The following is a 21,235-nucleotide window of genomic DNA, read 5'->3' on the forward strand; positions in this document are numbered from 1 at the left end:
ATTATTTTTTAAAGAAAGCATCGATGCACGCATCTCGAAAGGCTTCATTTATATCAGGATGAGAGTGACAAATTCTGTATATATCCTCTGCTGCTGCACCATATGCCATTGCAACCGCTGCTTCGTTGATCAGCGTATCAGCGTATGCTCCTATGATATGCACACCTAGTATTGTATCTGCTCTGCTACAAGTCAGCACTTTCACGAATCCTTCAGCATCATCAGTGATTTTTGCTCTGCCGTTTGCAGCAAATTGACATTTACCAACTTTGTACTTACGGCCAGCATTTTTGAGTTCCTCTTCGGTTTTACCAATCGAAGAAACCGCAGGGTGAGTGTAAATGACAGATGGTATGATTCCATAATCAACGTGAGGTGACTGTCCTGCTATTATCTCTGCAACTGCCACTCCTTCTTCCTCTGCTTTATGAGCAAGCATTGCTCCACCGATCACATCACCAATAGCAAATATTCCTTTCACATTAGTTTCATATCTGTTGTTAACTTGAACGAAACCGCGATTATCTTTTTCTATTTTTTCATCAATACCGAGATTCTCAGTGCATGGTTTGCGTCCTACTGCAACCAGCACCTTATCCACCTCTATAGTGTTTGTTTGATTATCTTTTACAGAGCAAACTTTCACACTCAAAGAATTACTACTTTGTTTTATCTCCTCAACTTTAGTGCTAAGTAAAAATTTTATTCCTTGTTTTTGTAGACTAGAAAGTAGAGACTTACTTAATTCTCCATCCATTGCTGCAGCGATTCTGTCAAAAAATTCTACTACAGTGACTTCAGACCCTAGCCTCCTCCATACAGAAGACATTTCAAGCCCTATTGCCCCGGCTCCGATTACGACAAGTTTTTTTGGTACTTCAGTTAAAGATAGTGCACCGGTGGAAGAAATAATGTCTTTCTCATCGATATTAATTCCTGGCAGAGAAATAACGTCAGAACCGGTTGCAATTACTATATTTTTTGTTTTCAGTGCCTTGCCTTCAACTGAAACTTCAAGATTGCCTTGATCAAAAGAAGCAAGCCCATTGATTTTAGTGATTTTGTGAAGGTTAAACAGATATTCTATACCTTTTCCAAGTTCCTGAACTCTGGCGTCCTTATAACCTAGCATTTCTTTTAAATCGAAACTTGCATCCTTAATTTTTATGCCAAGCTTCGACAGATCATTTTTCGTGTGAGCATACTGATAGGAAGAATGAAGCAATGCTTTGGAGGGTATGCACCCAACCCGCAGGCACGTACCACCAAAAATGCTATTTTTATCTATACAGGCAACTTTTAATCCAAGCTTTGCAGCAGCGATAGCGCACTTATAGCCTCCTGGGCCACCACCTATAACAATTAAATCATAATCAGTCATAAAAAACAAACCTATTTTCTAAAGAATAAACACCTTTTTCCTCAGTTGTTACATATATCTTATTGCGAGTAAACACTGGAGTGTGAAACACATTACCAGGTACTTTTACTACCTTTCCTGCACTTTCAGATCCCGGAAAAGCAAACATTGAACTTTTATTGCTTGTCACCCACAGTGTATGGGCATGCATAATTGGAGCAAATAGTTGCGTATTTTCTATTAAATCAGATGCCCAGACTATTTCTCCATTTTTTATATCCAGGCCAATTATTTTATCATCTTTAGTAACTATAAAAATTCTTCCGCCTTCTTTTTGTTTCTCTGCAGGAATAAGAGGACTGTAATATGATTCAATGTCTGATACACTTTTTACTTGCAGTGACTTTGACCATAAAATATTTCCTGATTTTACGTCAATACCATAAATATAAGAATTATTTGTAGCTATTAAAGTATCGCCAAGCACTCTCGGTGTAGTAGTTACATCTGTGAGCTGTGTATCCAAAAGGTTTGTAGCCAATTTTTGGCTCCACAATTTTTTACCGTCTTCATTAAAAGCTATTAACTCACCATTTGAAAATGGTGCTATTATTTTATCATTAGAAATTGCTGGCGATATGGAATACAAACCTCGAACCTCATTGATGCCGTTTTGATAAGTCCAAACGAAGCTGCCATCTTTTATGTCAAACACGTACAGATAATTATCAATAGTCAATACTACCAATTTATTGTTTATTACTGCTGCTTTCCCTCTTACTGGAGCTCTCAATTCTTTTTCCCACTGAATCTCGCCGGTTTTTGCATCTATTGTGTGTAGAACGTTATCCACTATAAAGAAAACGTTTCCTCTGTGACGCAATAGGCTCATGTTACTAATTTTTTTTCTGTGTGAGAGGTGTAATTTCCAATTCATAGCCTTTGAGTTATCAATATCAAAGGAATATAAAGCGCCGTGCTTGTCTGATAAAATAACGCTATTTTCTGTAAGCACTGGAGCTACATATCCTTGAGATAGTTTTTTATCCACTAGACTTATTCTCTCGCTTGCCATTGTGTAACTGCTACACAATAACATTATCATGACAATTATTACTTTCATTATTTATTGAAAACAAGATTCATTAATATACATCTTAAGAACCTTAATTACAACGGAAATGTTCTTGCTGCATGTTAAAAACGTTGATTTATGAACGAAGTATTATATTATTATGTGAGATAATGTATACTCTCAGAGGTAGTACACCTCATCCACTATGCGGCAACGTGCATAGCTGTACGAACATTGAGATATAAAAGTAATTTATACCAAGAAGAAAGATGTCATCCAAATAGCCTCTTTTCCTGTCATCCCAGTGCTTGACACTGGGATGGCTCTGTTGCATCGCAACTGAAAAAATCTGGTGGCTACTGACAAAATTCATTATAAAATAGCCATTTAACCGCTTAAGGAAAAATATGCCACAAAAAATGAGAGTTAGTAACTGCCATGAATATAACAAATTTCTAGAAAAAAGAGGAAATATTTTTCGTTACATCGATAAAGCTATCGAAAATTGGTATGAAAATAGTCCAAAAATGCAGGGCGGCAACTATATTTATAGTGATAAAGTTGTGATTTTAGTGCATATAATCGTTAATCTTTTTAGAATTGGCTTAAGACAAACAGTCGGGTTTATAAAAGGATATTTGCAACAAATAGGAAGAGATTTGGCAGTTATCAGCTATTCGCAAGCTTCAAAAAAAACTTAATATTAAGATCAATGATTGCAGAAAATAATATGGAAGATATCGAAATTGCCATAGATAGCACAAGCATCAGCATTTATAACAACACACAGCAAGGAAAATAGCGCTGACAGAAAATATCGTGGCTATGAACAGACAAGAAAATTGCATGTAATGTTGAATATAAACAGCAAAAAAGCCATAGCTGCAGAATACAGTAACGGTCTGATCACTATGGAGCTTGCGATTTACTTAAAGGAGTTAATTTTCAGCATGCCATAAAAGCACTATATGCAGACAGAGCATATGACAGACATAAACTCTATAAATTGTGTGATGAATGCGGCATAAAGATAAAAATTCCTCCAAAAAAACAATGCAGCAGAGCATCCAAAGTATGGCAGAGAGAAATGCTGCAATTAGACTAATAAAGTCATACAGCGAAGATGGAATGAAGAGGTGGAAAAGGCAAACAAACTACGGAAAAAGATCTTATGTAGAAAGTTTTTTCTCGCGACTGAAACAAACATTCGGGTTTAATTTTCGGAACAAATCTGAAATTAATCGTGGGAAGGAACTGCTACTCAAGTGTTATTTGCTTAATCAATTTACTGACATTGGTATGGCTAAATTTGAAATGGCTACATGAATTTATCGTAAATTACCACCGCATAGTTGTAACATTGTACCATATTACAATGTTCGTACAGTTGTGTGCGCGACCGGGGGTTTTATACTATTCTAGAAGTAACATACGGAAAAGGGGGGATTCGAACCCCCGACATATTTTCATATGTGCACGCTTTCCAAGCGTGTGCTTTAGACCACTCAGCCACCTTTCCATGCTTATTCATAATATTGAAAATTGTACTGCTAAACAATATAAAAACCTGGTATATAGGGTTCACCACGAAAATTCACAGTATTGTTAAACTTGCTTCTGCAAGTTGGAAATGTTTTATCGCAACCTGCGAGTATTGAATATTTATCTCCAGCAAAAATTTGGTATGGAGGCGAAGTAAACAACGTAACTACTTTATTTTTATATTCTTTTACTACACCTTCAAACGCTATTGAGCCAAAGAATTTTACTACTCCGTGCTTATAATATTCATCACTCTCAGTTAAATTCGTGTCTTCAAATCTTCTTTCATCTATTACTTTAGTGATTGTACTTATTTTACTAAATTTTTTAGTATCGGCTTTACATTTATCATCGCAAAATTGTGCTCTGCATGCAGGAGAGTATAATTCTGCTATGCTTCTCTCAAGCTTTGCTGAGAGCCCTCTAATTTCAGCAATAAATCTTCCACTACTTAATGTCACTTTACCAAAAATTCCTGAATGTAGATTCATTGTTCCCTGGGTCAAGTCTTTATAATTCACAAGAAATATCTCAATATTTGCAAAGTCGTACTTTCCTGATAAAACATCTTTTTCTTTGATATCAACACTATTTAATATTCCCTCAATTTCCAAATTATCAGTCTTTAAATCGCTGTTTAATATTATACTACTGGCTGTAAATCCACTTGAAGATTTATAGAGTATATTATCAATATTTAAGTCTTCATCATAGTCAGTGAATCCCATTACTTCTCCACCTGCGAGCTTTAATTTCCAGCACGTAGCAGTGGTAAGTAATTCTCCAGCTAAATGATTTTTAGTGTGGTTTGCATAGGGGCCTCCTGCTTAATTGATTAAATTTGAAAGTAGCTATACGGCCAGTAGAATAAGGGCAGTGTGTTCTTTTCTCATCATCTAATACCAATTCCCACTGCACAATAAACGGATAGATAACAATGGAAAAAAAGCCATACTATTGCCTTTCTTTCTCACTCCACAATTAAATAACTCTACAATATCGCTTATTTGATTCACTAATAATGAGAATTGGTATAAGTAGCCATAAAGCGTTATTCCGGTGACCATAGGATGTCATTCCAGTGCTTGACACTGGAATCCAGGAAATTTTGCTTGTAAGTAAGCAAACTGATTTGGTGAGCATAAAAAGTGGCTGATCTTATGCTGAAAAACGCTTTTGATGAAGTTGCATGGAAAGCTGGATCCCAGTGTCTGGGCACTGGGATGACATCCTTCTTGGTGGAGTGTCCTCAAATCACAATGTCCGTACAGTTGTGTGTCACGCACTGGGACGACAGGAGAGAGGACACCATATGTTTATTTGATCGACAAATAAACACTAACAGACAAGAATACACCACAGTTAACTGTGGTGTGTACTGGCTGGTTAGAAAGAAAACTTCACACCAGTAAGAAGGAGAATTCCTTGGTTAGAAGGTACATCAGCATCAGACTCATCTTTCAGCTTACCTGTTTCGTTAGTCATAAAATAATGGAGAGCTGCGTAAGGAACAAATTTGTTTTTACTGCATGCAGGAGACAGATCATATTGAACGCCAAGTGCGCCATCATGAAGCATATCTTTGTCATTCATTCTGCTGCCAAAATACGTCAAACTTGTGTAGATATTCTCATGTTGATACCCAGCTCCTACAGTCCAATACATGGTACCTATACTATCTTTACCAAATTGAGCTTTCAGCCCTTCCACTCTTTTGCCATCAGTAGCATCTTTACTATCAATTTCCGTATAGGTATCACCAATTAATTTTTTAATACCCTTCGGTTGACCAGATTTGCCCAAGTATGCAAAAGAGGCAGCAAACTTTACGCCTTGATCTTCATTAATCTTATAATCAGCGCTTACACCAAAATTAACACCCATCAGGTCATTATACTCCACAAATTCCTTATAAAGATGCTTATCTTTACTTGGTTGCTTTGGAAAGCCATACTCACCAACTGCAGAAGTTTTAACTTTTACATTATATTTATCAAAGTCATATTCATATGATGCACCAGCACTTAATATGTGCTCATAGTCTGGACCGACATGCCTTATCTTATCTTTTACCTTATCGTTTTCCTCTTCTTTTTCTTTCACAATAAACAAGCTACTATCATAACGAGGTGCATAACTGATGCCAAACCTTGCGCCCATATAATTTGGTGAGTAGTAGGCAACTCTAAACGGCAGTGTAGTCATAACGCCTTTGTTATATTTCCCTGCCATGCGGAAAGAGAATTTTTCACTTTCACTCGAAAAACTTTCAGTGTAAAGACGTGGTGTTACATAAAATGGAAAGCTAGCAGCGCTTCCTTCTAAGTTCACTTTTCTGAACCAGTCACTATCTGCAGCTCCGTCAACAGTCGCAATTCTTGTTGCATCAAGCCTCATCAGAGCCTCAGGACCAAATTGGTAACCAAGCTTCACGTCACCATATTTTGAGTTAACAAACACATGCGCACTTCTGCCTTTTGCAGCATAAACACCCTGTGAAGCTCCCTTACCTTCGGTCACTGGAACATGAAACTGCACGTCAGCACCATAAAGAAGACCTAAATCTTCATTCTTATTTTCTGCTCTGAGGTGCAATATCGCGTCAGCAATCATACCCATATCGTTGCTGTAGTCACCAATATTTCCTATTCCTTCATAGAATATTGGATTTGCTCCTCTTGTTATATCTGGAGTGGCATTATAATACTCTGTAGATCTGTTTGGCATAACGTTATAACGTTTATAATCTGCGCCACTTGGTCCAGCTTTGCCATAACCTTGAACATCAACAACACCACCAAAAGTTATTCTTAAATTACTTTGCCCTTGATTGGTATCGACAATATCAACTCCACCAACTGAAACAACAGGACTTGCCTTACCTTTTTCCTCTGTATTTTTGTTAACAACTTTTATATCCTTCTTTACATCTTTAGCTTCAACTTTAGCATTCTTAGTTTTAGAACGCTTAGTTTTTGAAACTTTACCTTTTTCTATATTAGAATTCTTAGCGTTTAGAGCTTTCGCTTTTGAATCCTCTATAAGCTTTGCTTTTTTCTCATTTGCTAGCCTGATCTCCTCTTTTTTCTTAAGCTCTTCAGCTTTTTTTCTTGGATCAGCATTACATATTCTGTCCATCTTTTCTTTCAGTTTTTTATTTGATGTTTTCATAACTTCTGTTTTTCCAGAAGTTTTTGTGCTCTCTTGCTTTTTTATTTCCTTCATACTCTCATCAGGAAAGTCAGCTGCAAAACTGCTGAAAGAACATAAAGTTAATAAAGAAACTAGAGCAGTTCTAGTATACATAGACTTTTTCATGAAGTGCCCCCAAAAAATTTCGAAATCATATCTTAAATGTAAATAGTATAAAAACGTTGAAAATTCAACTTAAAGCAACCTTATAACGAAAATAAAAGTAAAATGCAATACCTTAAAAGCAACTTTCTTAATATGCTCAACGTGTACATTAACCAAAATTTAGTACAGAGGTTCGCTTGTTAGTGCATTATAACTCGACTATTTATTCTATGGAAGTAAAATTTTTCCACCACAAGTTCTTTCCCATTCTTCTTTAAATTTCTTTAGGTATTCTTTTTTTTCACACTCTAAAAGCAGCTCTTCCACACTTTTGTTGTAGCTTTCAGTAGTAATCCTTCCCTGATGATGCATGAACCTTAAGTAAATCAAATAAGTGTTAATTACATCTGTTTCACAATAATCTCGAATCTCTTGTATCTTGCCGCTATCGTATAAGTCCATAACTTGTGACCCATCAACTCCAATCTTACCAAGAAGATTAAATGCTGCACAAACTTCGTTCATTTTTACTCTCGCAGAAGCTCCAAAATCAGAGAGGGATTCAAGCAAATCACAATGCCAATCACTGCTATATCTCTGATTGTAACTATTCCACTTATCGCCAGCTTTATGAAAATATTCTGCTTGAATGCCATGGACCATAGCACGATACTTCAGCACTGGTATATCAAAAGTGCGTCCGTTGAACGAAACTAATCTTGGCTTTTTCTCTGATATGTAGTTAAAAAATCCTTTCACTAGCTCCTTTTCACTGGAATTTAGTGTGCCTCCAGATCTTATTTCTTGCAGTGTGAACACTTCATAACCACTCTGGTAGCTTATATTGCAAAGTAAAAAACTAATAACTACAACAAGGTGAAAAGGCTGACGCAGAAAAGAGTTTTGCCCGTTTGTTATTTCAAGATGATATTTTGTTAATGCATCCCTCTTCTCTTCTACACTACTATCATCACTAATATTGAGTAAATTTTTGCAGGAATTTACATCTGGTATAGTTTCAATATCAAATACCAATAAAGAATTAAGCATTGCCTATATACTCCTCCGGACGGTCGATCCAAGGTCGCACTTTCACAAATAAAAAGAGGTGTACCTTGCACTCAAATAATTTTTCTAGTTCAGCACGCGCTTCGGTATTAATTTTTTTAATATTACTGCCATCTTTTCCTAGTACTATTTTTTTATGACTATCTTTCAACACAAATATGATCTGTTTGATGACTAAACTCTTATCTTTTTTTTCCTCAAATTGTTCAGTTATAACAGCTGTAGAGTATGGCAATTCTTCACGCAAGTTCAAGAATAATTTTTCTCTCGTAATTTCTGCTGATAAAAAATTTGTCGAGGAATCGGTTATTTGATCTTCTTCATAAAACCAGGGGCTCACCGATGCAACTTCAGACAAGTAATTCATCAAATCAGAAAGTCCATCATTCTTTAATGCTGATATCATAAAAACCTTTTCAAATTTATAAAGCAAATTCAGATGCTCATGCGCCATCTTTAATTCAGGCCTTTTTACCAAATCAGTTTTATTGATAACCAAAATGCATCTGCCTTTTGTGCGCTGCAGCCGCATAAATATAGTCTTAATTCTTTCTATATTTTTCAAATAATTGCTTACATCAACAAGCAACAAAGTGATGTCACTATCCTTAACTGCCGACCATGCAGATTTGACTAAAGCTTTTTCAAGTTTTGTTTCTGCTGAGAAAATTCCTGGGGAGTCAGTAAAGACAATTTGTGTGTTGTTGCATGTTGCAACACCCCTTATTTGCGTCCTTGTTGTTTGCACTTTAGGGGTGACAATTGCAATTTTCTTGCCTATGATGCTGTTAATTAATGTAGACTTCCCAGCATTTGGTAAGCCAGCTATGGTTACAAATAAGCATTTTTGTTCTTTCACAAAGAAAATTATAAAGAAAACTGAATGCCCGCGTCAAGCTACTTATATGACAAGAAGGATGACAGAACCCTTTTTGGTTAGCATGCAAAAAGGAAAAAAAACTTATTCTACAAATTAAAAATACAATATACTCAAAAACTTTTCAGAAAATCCATAGGAGGGTTTGCTAATGAAGGTTCTTGAGTTGACGCCATTGCCTGAACGACTGCTTGATTTAAGGGTAACGTTTTAACCATAAGGTCACTAACTCCTTAATATGTGTGTTCATAATTTGATTTTCCACGAAAGACATAATAGCAATAACCAGTGTAAGTTAAAATGATTGGTAAAAGCGGTATTATAACAATGAGCATTAAAGATAAACTTGGCCCAGAAGCGGCTGCATCCAGAATGGTATATTGAAAAGGTATAATCCATGGGTAGATACTAATTCCTAAACCTAAATATCCCATAAAAAAAATAGCAATACTGAGAAAGAATGGACGGTACTCCCGTTTAGTATTCTGAAGATCAAACCACAGCATGAAAAATAGCCAAGATGTGAGTAATGGAATAGAAAATAAATAATAAAAATTTGGCATGCTAAACCAAAAGTTTTTAATGCGTTCATTTAAAAATGGTGTCACTACACTCACTAGTCCCATGAAAATACCTACAAAACCAAGCGTATAAGAAGCAACCTTGCGTGCCCATTCTTGTGTTATATTTTCTGTCTTCATTATGAGCCATGTAGAACCTAAAAGTGCATATCCAAATATCACAGCAATGCCTGTCATTACACTAAAAGCACTTGCCCAATCAAATTGGCCACCAGAAAAGTTGCGTCCGTTTACTTCTACACCATGTATAAATGCACCTAAAATCATGCCTTGGCAAAATGCAGCACCAAGTGACCCAAAATGAAAGGCATAATCCCATAATCGCCTGTATTTTCCTTCTGCCTTAAAACGAAACTCAAAGGATACTCCGCGCACTATAAGGCCAAGCAGCATAATAATGATTGGAATATAAAAAGCAGGCATTAATATTGAATATGCAAGAGGAAAAGCAGCAAACAACCCTCCACCACCCAATACCAACCATGTTTCGTTTCCATCCCAAAATGGTGCAATTGAGCTTATCATGTGATCACGGCATTTATCTGACGGTGCAAAAGGAAGTAAAATACCAATACCTAAATCAAACCCATCCATTAAAATATACAGTAAAACAGCTATGGCAATTAGTAATCCCCAGATTAGGGGTAAATTAATTAAGGAAGAAAAATCAAACATGATTGTTGTCCTTTCCAGATGTACCAGCATCAATCACTGAAGCTCCAATACCGTGTTTATAAAATTGCTCTTCTTCTTTAATGACAGGAATTCCTTTGTATATAAGTTTCAGAATATAGTAACTACCTGCTCCAAATATAAGGGTATACATAACGATAAATGCAATCAAAGACCATGCAACCTGAGGACCGGTAATCGCAGATGAAAATGATTCAATTGTGCGCATAATTCCATATACAGTGTAAGGTTGACGGCCAATTTCAGTAGTAAACCAACCTGCAAGTAACGCTATGAACCCAGACGGCATCATTGATATCCACCATCCATGTAAGAAACAACTTTGGAATAATTTGCCACGAAGATACTGTATAACACTTACTGACCCAATTATGATCATTAAAATTCCAACTCCAACCATTATACGGAAGGACCAGAATACCCATACTACAGGTGGTCTATCTTCTTTTTTCCATTCCTTTAATCCTTTTACTTCTCCTAAAAAATCATGTGTTAAGATCAAGCTGGCAAGATTAGGAATTTTTATCTCGTAGTGATTAATTTCATTTTGCTGATCCGGATAAGCAAATAAAAGTAAGCCAGCCCCTTTTTCGGTTTCCCATATACCTTCCATTGCAGCAATCTTAGCAGGTTGATGCTTTAGTGTATTTAATCCATGCCTATCTCCCATGAACAGCTGAAATGGTGCAGCTAAAGCTACCATAATGGTTGCCATACCAAGCATAATTCTTGCTTGAGGAGCATGTCGTTTTCTCCAAAGATAAAATGCTCCTACACCACCAACCACAAAAGCTGTTGTAAGATAGGCTGCTGTTACCATATGAACAAAGCGATAAGGGAAAGAAGGATTAAAAATAATCTCTAACCAATTGGTTGGATATAGGAGACCATTCTCACCAATCGTGAATCCAGCGGGTGTTTGCATCCAACTGTTGGCCGCAATAATCCAAAAAGCTGAAATAAGCGTTCCCACTGCAACAATACAAGTAGAAGCAAAGTGCATACGAGAACTTACTCTATTCCATCCAAATAGCATAATACTCAAAAAAGATGCCTCCAGAAAAAAGGCTGTTAAAACCTCAAAGGAAAATAGAGGGCCGAGAACATTGGCTATGCGGTCAGAAAAAATCGACCAATTGGTACCAAGTTGATATGACATTACAACTCCAGATACCACCCCCATGCCAAAAGCAACGGCAAAAATCTTGATCCAGAATTTATAAACATCACGGAAACGTGTATCACCAGTCTTAAGCCAACACCATTCCAAAAAGGCTAGAAAACTTGCAAGCCCGATCGTGAAAGCAGGAAATATAATGTGAAAGCCTATTGTGAAGGCAAACTGAATTCGAGCTAATGATAAAGGATCAAATTTAAACATTTTACCTAATACCCATGTATTACAAATAATAGCCAAATCTGCCTATAATTCAATCCATTTTTTCACAAAATTGACCTTACCCAGAAAAAGTAGAGAGAAAGTTAAGACGTTTTTGTCATGAGAATAAATTGTGCAGGAATACAACTGTTCTCCCTTGTCATACCGTCACGGTATCTCTAGATCCCGCTAACACGTAGCGGAGTGACGATTGTCAGGCCAGCGCCCCTATGATGTCATCCCAGTGCTCCTTTTTTTTGTCATCCCAGTGTCAGCTACTCGGATGACATCATCCTTTTTTTTGGATTCCAGCGTCACGCGCTGGAATGACACCTTCCGTATAAACATTAAGAAATTTACCAAGCGGAGAAAAAGGCAAAAGAAGCCCTGGGGTTATTATCCGCTTTAAAATATTGGCGTTTTTTATGTTTTAAACGCTTTATAAGCGCGTTTCAGCTTATATAGGTAGAAATTTTAAAGACATAAGGTGCACATAGTGCAAAAAATTAAGCACGAGACGCCAGATACGTGAGTTTTTTTTGTCACTTAATCTGTACAGAGAAGATAAATAAATAGCTTCAGTTTCATGATAAGGGGGTTGGCGAAGGGTGTCAAGTAACTTTTGCATTTAATCCATTTCTATGGCTTATATAATAATCGTTATTGTAGTATAATTTAGAATAATGCAATAGATACCTAAATGTTTTAGCTATTAATTATATGTTGCACAAAAGCATATATTGCCCTACTATCCAAGTAGGTTAGAAATAAAGAGGTTTTTATGAGTTTTACTTTACCTGAATTACCATACGATAAAACAGCTTTGGAGCCTTATATATCTGCAAAAACCTTAGATTTTCATTATGATAAGCACCATAAAGGATATTTAAATAAACTCAACGAGCTAGTTGAAAATACAGATTATCAACATGTAAAAATTGAAGAATTAATAACAAAAGTGCATGGTAATAGCGGCAACTTGCCTATATTTAATAATGCAGCACAAGTTTGGAACCATACTTTTTATTGGAATTCAATGAAAAAAAATGGTGGTGGTAAGCCTAAAGATGGTAGTCTTTTAGCAAAAAAAATTCAAGACGATATCGGTGGCTTTGATAAATTTTATGAAGAATTTTTGAGTCATGGAGTAAGCCAGTTTGGCAGTGGATGGGTATGGTTAGTGCTCGAAAAAGGTAGGTTAGGAAAGCTCAAAATCACCAAGACTCCAAATGCAGATTTGCCAATAATTTATGGCCAAGTGCCACTACTCACTATGGATGTGTGGGAGCACGCCTATTATTTAGATTGTCAAAACCGTAGAATTGACTACATAAAAGTTTTCCTTGATCATTTGATTAATTGGGATTTTGCAGAAGAGAACTTAGAAGAATATATGAGATGAATATACCCCGGGTAACAAAATTAGATAATGGTCTGCGCATAATAACTGAGCAGGTGCGTGATATTGATTCCGTAGCTTTAAGCATACGAGTTGGTGTTGGCAGTAGAGCAGAAAGTGCAAAGCAAAATGGAATATCCCATTTTTTAGAACACATGGCTTTCAAAGGGACGAAGACAAGAACTGCCTTTGAAATTGCAAAAGCTTTTGATGACATAGGTGGAGTTTTCAACGCTAGCACCGGTAGGGAAAGCACCACCTATTATGCAAAGGTCCTCAAGAAAGACATAAAAACTGGTATTGATATATTAATAGATATATTGATGAATTCCACGTTTCCAGAAGATGAATTGGAACGTGAGAAGGGTGTTGTAATACAAGAGATTTTTCAAACTAATGATTCACCAAGTGACATTATTTTCGACAAATATTTTGAGGCAGCTTATAAAGACCAACCATTTGGTAGGTCAATCTTAGGCACGCAAAATACTGTAAAATCTTTTACTCGAGGAGATCTAGATAATTACATAAATGAGCATTACTTTGGTGAGAATATGCTATTTGCCGTTGCAGGAAATGTTGAACATGAAGAAGTTGTTGCATTAACCAAAGATTTTCTCTCAAAGATTCATTCTAAAAAGCTGAAAAAAAGCCAAAATGCGAGCTGTACTGGTGGTGAGTATTTAGAACATCGTAAATTAGATCAGGTACACTTGCTAATTGGTCTACCTAGTGTTTCTCGCCATGACGATAAATATCACACGTTTCAAGTGCTTGATTCTATATTAGGGAGCGGAATGTCATCACGTTTATTCCAGGAAGTAAGGGAAAAGCAGGGATTAGCTTACTCTGTTTATTCATTTAATTCCAGCTATACTAATACAGGAATGTTTTCCATTTTTGCTGGTACAGACAGTAGTAACTTAGATAAGCTTTTAAAATCTATAACGACAGAGTTGAAGAAGTTGTCTACAGATGATCTGAAGGAAGAAGAAGTAAATAGAGTGAAAGAGCGAGTAAAATCCCAAATTTTAATGTCACGCGAAAGTGTTAGCTCACGTGCTGAAACATTGGGACACTACTACGGTAACTATAATAGGTACATCAGTAAAAATGAATTAATAGAAAAAATTAGTGCAGTTACCACTGCTAACGTAAAAAAAGCAGCAGAAGAATTGTTATCTCAGCATGAAAAAACCACTCTAGCTGCAATTGGAGAAATTGAATCATTGCCAAGTTACGATAAAGTGGTTTCTATGCTTAAAGCTTAGTGTACTTTAATTATGTTGCTTAAGCTCACTAAAAAGTTCAATGAACGGTTGCAAAATCCTCTCTATAAAAAGTTTACTTTCTGGTTCATCGCGTATATTACTTATCAGTTTATTCAAAGTTTTCTCGCTGTTTCGTAAAAATAAATAGCTTTCTACTGCTTGCACACCAGACAAGACAGTCAAAATTCCTCCTATCACTAGACAAGCAGCTATAGCAGGTACGGTACCCACTGCAATTGCAGTTGCGATTAATGATAATCCAGCTAAGAATGTAACGGCTGAAACGCAAAACGCTATTTGATGTTTTTCTTTATTGTTAACCATAAATACCTCACAAAAACTATATTTTTAGCATACCAGTGTTGTCATGTATTGTCAAGTTTTTAAAGAAGATTAAAAAATGCAACGCACATGTGCAAAAGACGCTAACTATGGATTAGCCAAGGAAGAAAGAGTAGGAAGAGGAAGGCTTTTTCTGTTTTAGGGAATATAAAATAAGCGTAGAAAAATATGAACTAGGTGTATAATTCACAGTGTAGTGGTATCCATACGCGTCAAGTTAAGGAAATAAAGGTATGAAAGAGATAGAATAATAAGGTATAAGTTCTCCCAGATATACTTTTAGTGAGAGAACCAATGAATAAAATAACTTGCTTATCAAAAAAGCTCAAAGAATTTTTTAATGAAAAAGCAGAGAAAATCTCAATTACAACAAGGTTTATAAAAAGAAAGAGAAAGCTAAAAGGTTCATCATTCGTAAAAGCCATGGTCTTGGGTAATATAGGAGTTGATAATTGTAGCGTAGAAACAATGTTTCAATTACTAAACGAGGACTCGATAGATATAACAAAACAAGTTTAGATTTACTGAAGAAGCAGTGGAATTTATGAAAAGGATGTATAATGAATCTGTGATTCTCTTTAAAAATATCTTGCAAGTTGGTTGCAAAATCTTACAGCAATTTAATAGTGTTAAATTATTGGACAGTAGCTATACCTAACAGTATGGAAGAGATGTATAAAGGTTATGGTACTAGCTACAGTGGCTATGAAAGCAATACTAAGTCTGGAATAAAGTTACAATTAGTTTTCGACTACATGAATCAGATAATAGACCAACTTAATTTAACGGAGGGGGTAAGATCAGACCAGGGATATAGGAAACATTTAAGTAATATATTAAGCAATGATTTGCTAATATCTGATCTCGGTTATTTTGTGCCAAGTTCTTTTAAACAAATCAATGAAATAGGAGCTTATTTCATAAGTCGTTGATACCAACATATATGATGTAGAAACAAATCAAAAAATGGAGTTATTAGAATGTTTAGAGGATAAGTTATTTTTAGAAAACGAGGTATTGTTAGGAAAAGAAGCAAAAATTAGAGTAAGAATTATATGTCAGAAACTAACTGAATATGGCCAGAAGAAGGAAAGCTAATAGATTAGCAAGATCGCAGGGATATACATCCTCTAAAAGAAATCAAAAATTGTTGAACTGGTCAATATTTATAACTAATGTTCCAGAAAATAAAATTAGTGCTGAGCAAGTATTAACGATTTACAGAGTAAGGTGGCAAATTGAGTTATTATTTAAATTGTATAAAAGCCATACCAGGCTTGATAAGCTAAAAGGAAAGCCATGCAGAGTATTATGTGAACTATATGCTAAATTGTGCGCAATTCTTATATTTCACGGCATAGTTGGTTGCACAGAAGTGAAAAAGAATACAGAACTTAGCTTAACAAAGGCATTTATTGAGCTAAAAAGGCGGGTTAGAGAGTTATTTTTAGTATTAACCAAAATTAATAGTTTAAAAGCATTTCTTAAAAAACTCACTATAACTTGGTCGCGATTTTCATTAAAAGACAAACGTAGAAGGGCTAGAGTATCCACTTTAACCTCTCTAAATTTGCTCACAATCTCTTAACTTGACGCGTATGGTTACATGGACATTGTCACGATGAATTATACAGGAGGTGTGCATGAAAAGCACCAAATTGGAGAGAAGCCGTATGAGGCGCAAAGTCTCACGTACGGTTTTGAAGTCGAGTGAGGAGGGGCGACCTTCTTCACTTAGACAACAATATGCAGATGAAACTACGGAAGAAGACTTAAGGAAAATAGCAGAAAAAGCACCAATAATAAAGTTAGCCTACGATGAATTAGACAGGTTTAGCTGGAATGAAAAAGATTTAGTAGCATATGAAGAAAGAATAATGGATCTACGTAAGGAAGAAGCCATTCTTGAATACAGACTTGAGGAAGGTATAGAGAAAGGAAAAATCGAAGTTGCAAAAAATTTACTTAAAGCTGGTGTATCTGTTAATTTAATAGCTGAATCCACTGGCCTTTCTCAAGCTGAAATTGTACAGCTTAAGCAAGAAGTGGCCTAAGTATCACGGTTTTCAGGGCTTTTTTAGCTCGGCAGTGGCCTAAAAAGTCCATTTTTCACTTTATAAAATGTTTATATTTTACCACCTACTTTATTTGAATAAGTTCTTCTGCCACACTCTGAACGGATACTTGAATCAGGCTCAAGTTGACAAGTAGATGTTATCTTATTATAACGAATATTTATTAATTTAATCCTAACTTAAGGAGGTATTTGTGGTAGCAAGTGATAGTGTTTTAAAAAGGTATGCGTTAGCCTATATAAAGAAATTAGGTAATGATAATAATATTGGAGGGTTTCTACGGCGTTGTAGTAATACACCGAATTCAACTTGGAGCGAGGAGAATTTTAAAAATGTGTATGAAGAATTTACATATCGAAATTCAAGCAATAGGCGCGATACAGGAAGCAGAAATGGTCGATATGACGCAGGGATAACACACAACCTACAGGCCCTCGGACTACACGTATACGATGATAGAGGTTTAGATTTTTGGGATTATTTACTACTTCGCGGCCTGTTTGATGATCATACTACAGTTATAAATAACCTTGGTTTCATTAGTGATAGCCGTCAAAGCAGAGAAGAAGATAGAAAGTTATTAGCTTTAAGTATAGTAGCTGTAGTTGTGTGTGTTGCTTTCCATGCTGTTATGTGTTTTTGGTATAACAGAAGCAGAAAAGTGGCTAGAAAAGAAGAAAAAATAGATTACCTGGATAGTAAATTTAAAACGTTCAGAAATATAGAATTTGCGGTTGGCGCTGTTTCTTTGGCAGCTTTGGTAGCTTGTGCTGTTTACCCAGTCTTATCAGCGTGGGGTTTAGTTATCCTTGGCGCTAATTCTCTTGTGTGTTTTGCTGGTGGTTTAGCTTTTCATATGAAGCATGAGGAAGAGTCAGAAAATATCGAGAAAGCTAAAGGAGCGGTAGATAGCTATCTTAGACAAGGGCATGGTTATGGAGATTATTCTCGTTATGATGCACCACCTCCTTGCTTTTCTCAAGATCCTAATACTACTCCAACTGCTCCTCCTCGTAGTGAATTTGATAATTCTAATGCGAAACGGCAGTTTGAGAATTGTGAGGGGTTCACGTATGATAGAAATCAATGGTCTTATTATTGGCCAAATTAATTGAATCAAGCCACAAAATCTGCTAAAGTTAACTTTATGAAAGCACCCTTAGCTCAGTTGGATTAGAGCATTTGACTACGGATCAAAAGGTCGGGCGTTCAAGTCGCTCAGGGTGCACCACATTTTATAGGAAGCAGAAGTCACACTTGAAATTAATATATGCAATACCTATCTTTAAAGGTTAAGCACTAAACTATTATATATGAGCAAAAAAGACTACTATGAGCTACTGGAAGTAGGCAGAAGTGCCAGTATTGATGAGATAAAAAAAGCGTATAAAAAATTAGCGTTAAAATATCATCCTGATAGAAATCCTGGCAATCAAGAAGCAGAGGAAAAATTTAAAGAAGTAACAGCTGCATATGAAGTTCTGTCTGACTCTGAGAAAAGGGCAGGCTATGACCGTTATGGCCACGAAGGTGCTTCTGGTGGATTTCAAGGCTTTAGCTCTGCAGGAGATTTTAGCGACATATTCAATGACTTCTTTGGTGGAGGATTCGGTGGTGGTGCAAGTAGATCGAGAGCAAAAAGAAGTACAACAGGAGTATCTGGAGCAGACCTACGTTATGATCTTGAAATTACCTTAGAAGATGCATTTAAAGGAATACAAGCGCCTATACATTATGTGACAAATGTAAAATGTGATACATGCCAAGGCACAGGTGGCGAAGGAGCAATTAAACCAGTTCAGTGCCACACATGCCAGGGAAGCGGTAGGATTAGAACTCAACAAGGCTTTTTTACCATCGAAAGAACATGTACTACATGCTATGGGGAAGGAGAAATAATACAAAACAAATGTAAGAAATGTGGTGGAAGTGGACGTAGAAGAGATGAAGTAAATATATCCGTTTCAATTCCAAAAGGCATAGAAGAAGGAGCTAAGGTAAGGATAAGTGGTAAAGGAGAAGCTGGAACAAAAGGTGGAAAAAGTGGAGATTTATACGTATACGTGAAAATAATTTTCCATAAAGTCTTTGCTAGAAATAAAGCAGATTTACACTGTAAAGTGCCTATAAGAATGACACTAGCAGTGCTTGGTGGTGAAATCGATATTCAATCAATTGATGGAGCTAAAATAAAAGTAAAGGTCCCTGAAGGCACTCAAACTGGTACCAAACTACGTTGTAGGGAAAAGGGTATGCCATATATGAACTCACGTGCTCGTGGTGATTTATACGTACAGGTAATAGTTGAGACTTTAAATCCAAAAAATTTAACTAAAAAGCAAATTGAACTATTAAAAGCGCTTGAAGAAGAGGAAAATGCAAGTGTACAACAGCAATCTGAAGGGTTTTTTAGTAAAGTAAAAAAAAATAAGAAATCTGCTAAATGACATAAAGGGGTAACTGTTTACGGGTTTTCATTTAATCCTGCAATTCTTTGACCCTATTAATGGAAAACTTAACAATAGTGTTATTATTAGCCAACAGAAACTTCTTAGTTCCTTAAAACTATGTAAAAGCAATAAATTTCTTTATTTAAGGTCGAAGTTTTGCTATTCTCAGGTTTTAATAATTTAAATTTAATGAATATAAACAAAAATGAGTTTTTATTTCTTCCGCTTGGGGGAGTAGGAAGAATCGGGATGAATGTTAGCCTATATCATTACCAAGGTAAGTGGATTATGATCGACCTTGGTGTTGGTTTTGCAGATGAAACTATGCCAGGTGTTGAGCTACTCATTGCTGATATAGATTTTATTGCTCAAAGAAAAAAAGATTTACTTGGAATAATAATTACACATGCACATGAGGACCACTGCGGTGCAGTGCCCCACTTGTGGGAAGAGTTGCAGTGCTCCATATATACAACAAAGTTTACGGTTAATTTTCTTAAAGAGAAACTAAAAGAATTTCGATTGGAAGGTATAGTGCCTGTGAAAGAGGTAGACATAAATGGCAGCATAAATTTGGGTCCTTTTACCGTCGAGTTTATAAATGTAACTCATTCAATTCCTGAGGCAAATTCAATATTAATTAGCACTGAAATGGGTAGTGCACTCCATACCGGAGACTGGAAATTTGATCCAAAACCTGTTGTTGGATTAACTTCTAATATGGAGCGTCTAAAAGAAATTGGCGATAAGGGTGACCTGCTTGCAGCAATTTGCGATTCAACCAATATATTAAGCAAGCATCACCCTGAGTCAGAAGGTGAAATTTATAATAATATTTATAACATAATAAAGCGGTCTAAAAAATTAGTTGCTGTTTCGCTATTCGCTTCAAGTGTGGCACGAATTGAAACGATAAGCCAAGCTGCAAAAGCACTAAATAGAAAAGTAGTTTTACTTGGTAGATCTTTATGGAGAATAGTGAAAGTTGCGCAAGGTAGTGGTTATTTAACTGATTCTCCTCAGTTTCTTGAAGCAAAGGAAGCAGTAAATTTTCCAAGGGAAGAACTGGTGCTACTTTGCACAGGTTGTCAAGGTGAGCCACTGGCAGCTACCGCAAGACTTGCTGCTAAGAGTCATCAAGCATTTAAAATGCAGCAAGGTGATACCATGATCTTTTCGTCAAAAATCATTCCTGGAAATGAAACTCGTGCGCACAACATGCTCAATGCCTTTATTGAGATGGGGGTAGAAGTTATTACTGAAAAAACAGAGCATGTTCATGCTTCTGGGCATCCAACAAGAGAAGAGCTAAAGGAAATGTATTCTTTAATAAAACCGAAGATGTCTATTCCAGTTCACGGCGAATATATTCACACGCATGCACATGTAAAATTTGCTAAAGAGTGCGGTGTGGCAAAAGCAATAATGATTGCACCAGGTGATATTGTTAATTTGGAGAACGGAGAAAAGGTTGATTCAATTGATGTTGACTACTTTGGTATTGATGGTATGCTGCTACGTCATCCGGAGAGCAGTGTTATAAAAATGCGTAAAAGAATGAGAGATGCCGGAGTTATTGTGGTAACAGCAGTTGTAAACAAGAAAAATAAATTGCTTGCTAAACCAAAAGTATTTGTACCTGGTGTTTTTGAAGTGCTAGAAGATGCAGCTACCATACAGAAAATTGTCAAGAAAGTTGAGTTGTTGTTTAGTTTGCAGCCAACAAAAAAAATTAAAAATAAGATTGAAAGTTCAATATTGAGTATCTTAAAGGAATATTTACTAAAAAGGCCTATAATTGAGGTTCAGATAGAACAGGTATGAAAT

General features: G+C 36.1%; 14 protein-coding genes, 2 tRNA genes and 4 pseudogenes. 10 read left to right on the forward strand and 10 right to left on the reverse strand.

Translation table 11 applies throughout. The features are described from left to right. Nucleotide 1: 1 nt before the first annotated feature. Both lpdA and ACEL90_RS02905 read right to left on the reverse strand, forming a co-directional pair. Nucleotides 2–1,381: a dihydrolipoyl dehydrogenase gene (gene lpdA, locus ACEL90_RS02900; protein ID WP_423349250.1), complete on the reverse strand. Its 1,380-nt coding sequence runs from the start codon at nt 1,379–1,381 to the stop codon at nt 2–4. Continuing rightward, entirely contained in the window at nt 1,374–2,483 is a 1,110-nt protein-coding gene (locus ACEL90_RS02905; RefSeq protein WP_423349251.1) for a PQQ-binding-like beta-propeller repeat protein, read from the reverse strand. Before ACEL90_RS02905 ends, lpdA begins: the two co-directional genes overlap by 8 nt. Before the next feature lie 359 nt (nt 2,484–2,842). On the opposite strand from ACEL90_RS02905, the pseudogene ACEL90_RS02910 reads away from it, so the two are divergent. Continuing rightward, nucleotides 2,843–3,761, forward strand: a pseudogene (locus ACEL90_RS02910) (IS5 family transposase). A 106-nt stretch (nt 3,762–3,867) separates the two neighbouring features. Here the strand turns inward: ACEL90_RS02910 and ACEL90_RS02915 are convergent. Further along, a tRNA-Ser gene (locus ACEL90_RS02915) sits at nt 3,868–3,954 on the reverse strand. A 31-nt stretch (nt 3,955–3,985) separates the two neighbouring features. Then, nucleotides 3,986–4,726: pseudogene (locus tag ACEL90_RS02920) on the reverse strand (baseplate hub protein); the annotation flags it as partial. A 399-nt stretch (nt 4,727–5,125) separates the two neighbouring features. Here ACEL90_RS02920 and ACEL90_RS02925 point away from each other — a divergent pair. Then, nucleotides 5,126–5,389: a hypothetical protein gene (locus ACEL90_RS02925; RefSeq protein WP_423349252.1), complete on the forward strand. Its 264-nt coding sequence runs from the start codon at nt 5,126–5,128 to the stop codon at nt 5,387–5,389. Here ACEL90_RS02925 and ACEL90_RS02930 read toward each other — a convergent pair. The 5 genes from ACEL90_RS02930 to ACEL90_RS02950 all read right to left on the reverse strand — a co-directional run bounded on the left by ACEL90_RS02930 (nt 5,364) and on the right by ACEL90_RS02950 (nt 11,874). Next, complete coding sequence (locus ACEL90_RS02930) at nt 5,364–7,295, reverse strand: WD0745 family porin (protein WP_423349253.1); 1,932 nt, start codon at nt 7,293–7,295, stop codon at nt 5,364–5,366. The genes ACEL90_RS02925 and ACEL90_RS02930 overlap by 26 nt on opposite strands. A 207-nt stretch (nt 7,296–7,502) precedes the next feature. Next, nucleotides 7,503–8,324 (reverse strand): 3'-5' exonuclease, encoded by an 822-nt coding sequence (locus ACEL90_RS02935; RefSeq protein ID WP_423349254.1) that lies wholly within the window; start codon nt 8,322–8,324, stop codon nt 7,503–7,505. Next, nucleotides 8,317–9,201, reverse strand: a complete 885-nt coding sequence (era, locus tag ACEL90_RS02940; protein ID WP_423349255.1) for a GTPase Era — start codon at nt 9,199–9,201, stop codon at nt 8,317–8,319. The genes ACEL90_RS02935 and era overlap by 8 nt, the downstream gene beginning before the upstream one ends. 251 nt (nt 9,202–9,452) lie before the next feature. Continuing rightward, nucleotides 9,453–10,475, reverse strand: a complete 1,023-nt coding sequence (gene cydB, locus ACEL90_RS02945; protein WP_010962802.1) for a cytochrome d ubiquinol oxidase subunit II — start codon at nt 10,473–10,475, stop codon at nt 9,453–9,455. After that, nucleotides 10,468–11,874 (reverse strand): cytochrome ubiquinol oxidase subunit I, encoded by a 1,407-nt coding sequence (locus tag ACEL90_RS02950; protein WP_423349286.1) that lies wholly within the window; start codon nt 11,872–11,874, stop codon nt 10,468–10,470. The genes cydB and ACEL90_RS02950 overlap by 8 nt, the downstream gene beginning before the upstream one ends. A gap of 778 nt (nt 11,875–12,652) precedes the next feature. On the opposite strand from ACEL90_RS02950, the gene ACEL90_RS02955 reads away from it, so the two are divergent. After that, nucleotides 12,653–13,273: a superoxide dismutase gene (locus ACEL90_RS02955; protein ID WP_423349256.1), complete on the forward strand. Its 621-nt coding sequence runs from the start codon at nt 12,653–12,655 to the stop codon at nt 13,271–13,273. Further along, complete coding sequence (locus ACEL90_RS02960) at nt 13,270–14,541, forward strand: M16 family metallopeptidase (RefSeq protein ID WP_010962800.1); 1,272 nt, start codon at nt 13,270–13,272, stop codon at nt 14,539–14,541. Before ACEL90_RS02955 ends, ACEL90_RS02960 begins: the two co-directional genes overlap by 4 nt. A gap of 6 nt (nt 14,542–14,547) precedes the next feature. Here ACEL90_RS02960 and ACEL90_RS02965 read toward each other — a convergent pair whose 3' ends face one another. Continuing rightward, nucleotides 14,548–14,865 (reverse strand): WD_0736 family protein, encoded by a 318-nt coding sequence (locus ACEL90_RS02965; protein WP_010082444.1) that lies wholly within the window; start codon nt 14,863–14,865, stop codon nt 14,548–14,550. A gap of 312 nt (nt 14,866–15,177) precedes the next feature. Here ACEL90_RS02965 and ACEL90_RS02970 point away from each other — a divergent pair. From ACEL90_RS02970 to ACEL90_RS02995, 6 genes and pseudogenes are all read left to right on the forward strand, one after another. Continuing rightward, a pseudogene (locus ACEL90_RS02970) lies at nt 15,178–16,471 on the forward strand (IS4 family transposase). A gap of 154 nt (nt 16,472–16,625) precedes the next feature. Further along, nucleotides 16,626–16,937 (forward strand): annotated as a pseudogene (locus ACEL90_RS02975) (Rpn family recombination-promoting nuclease/putative transposase); the annotation flags it as partial. Between the two features lie 214 nt (nt 16,938–17,151). Next, the gene (locus ACEL90_RS02980) at nt 17,152–18,069 is read left to right on the forward strand and encodes a hypothetical protein (RefSeq protein ID WP_423349257.1); all 918 of its coding nucleotides are present in this window, start codon (nt 17,152–17,154) and stop codon (nt 18,067–18,069) included. Between the two features lie 42 nt (nt 18,070–18,111). Beyond that, nucleotides 18,112–18,189, forward strand: a tRNA-Arg gene (locus tag ACEL90_RS02985). Nucleotides 18,190–18,271: 82 nt separating this feature from the next. After that, entirely contained in the window at nt 18,272–19,405 is a 1,134-nt protein-coding gene (dnaJ, locus tag ACEL90_RS02990) for a molecular chaperone DnaJ (RefSeq protein ID WP_423349258.1), read from the forward strand. A 192-nt stretch (nt 19,406–19,597) separates the two neighbouring features. Next, on the forward strand, nt 19,598–21,232 hold the full coding sequence (locus tag ACEL90_RS02995) for a ribonuclease J (protein ID WP_423349259.1): 1,635 nt from the start codon (nt 19,598–19,600) through the stop codon (nt 21,230–21,232). Nucleotides 21,233–21,235: the final 3 nt, after the last annotated feature.

The organism is Wolbachia sp. wLmal, from assembly GCF_049435495.1.
GTDB lineage: Bacteria > Pseudomonadota > Alphaproteobacteria > Rickettsiales > Anaplasmataceae > Wolbachia > Wolbachia pipientis.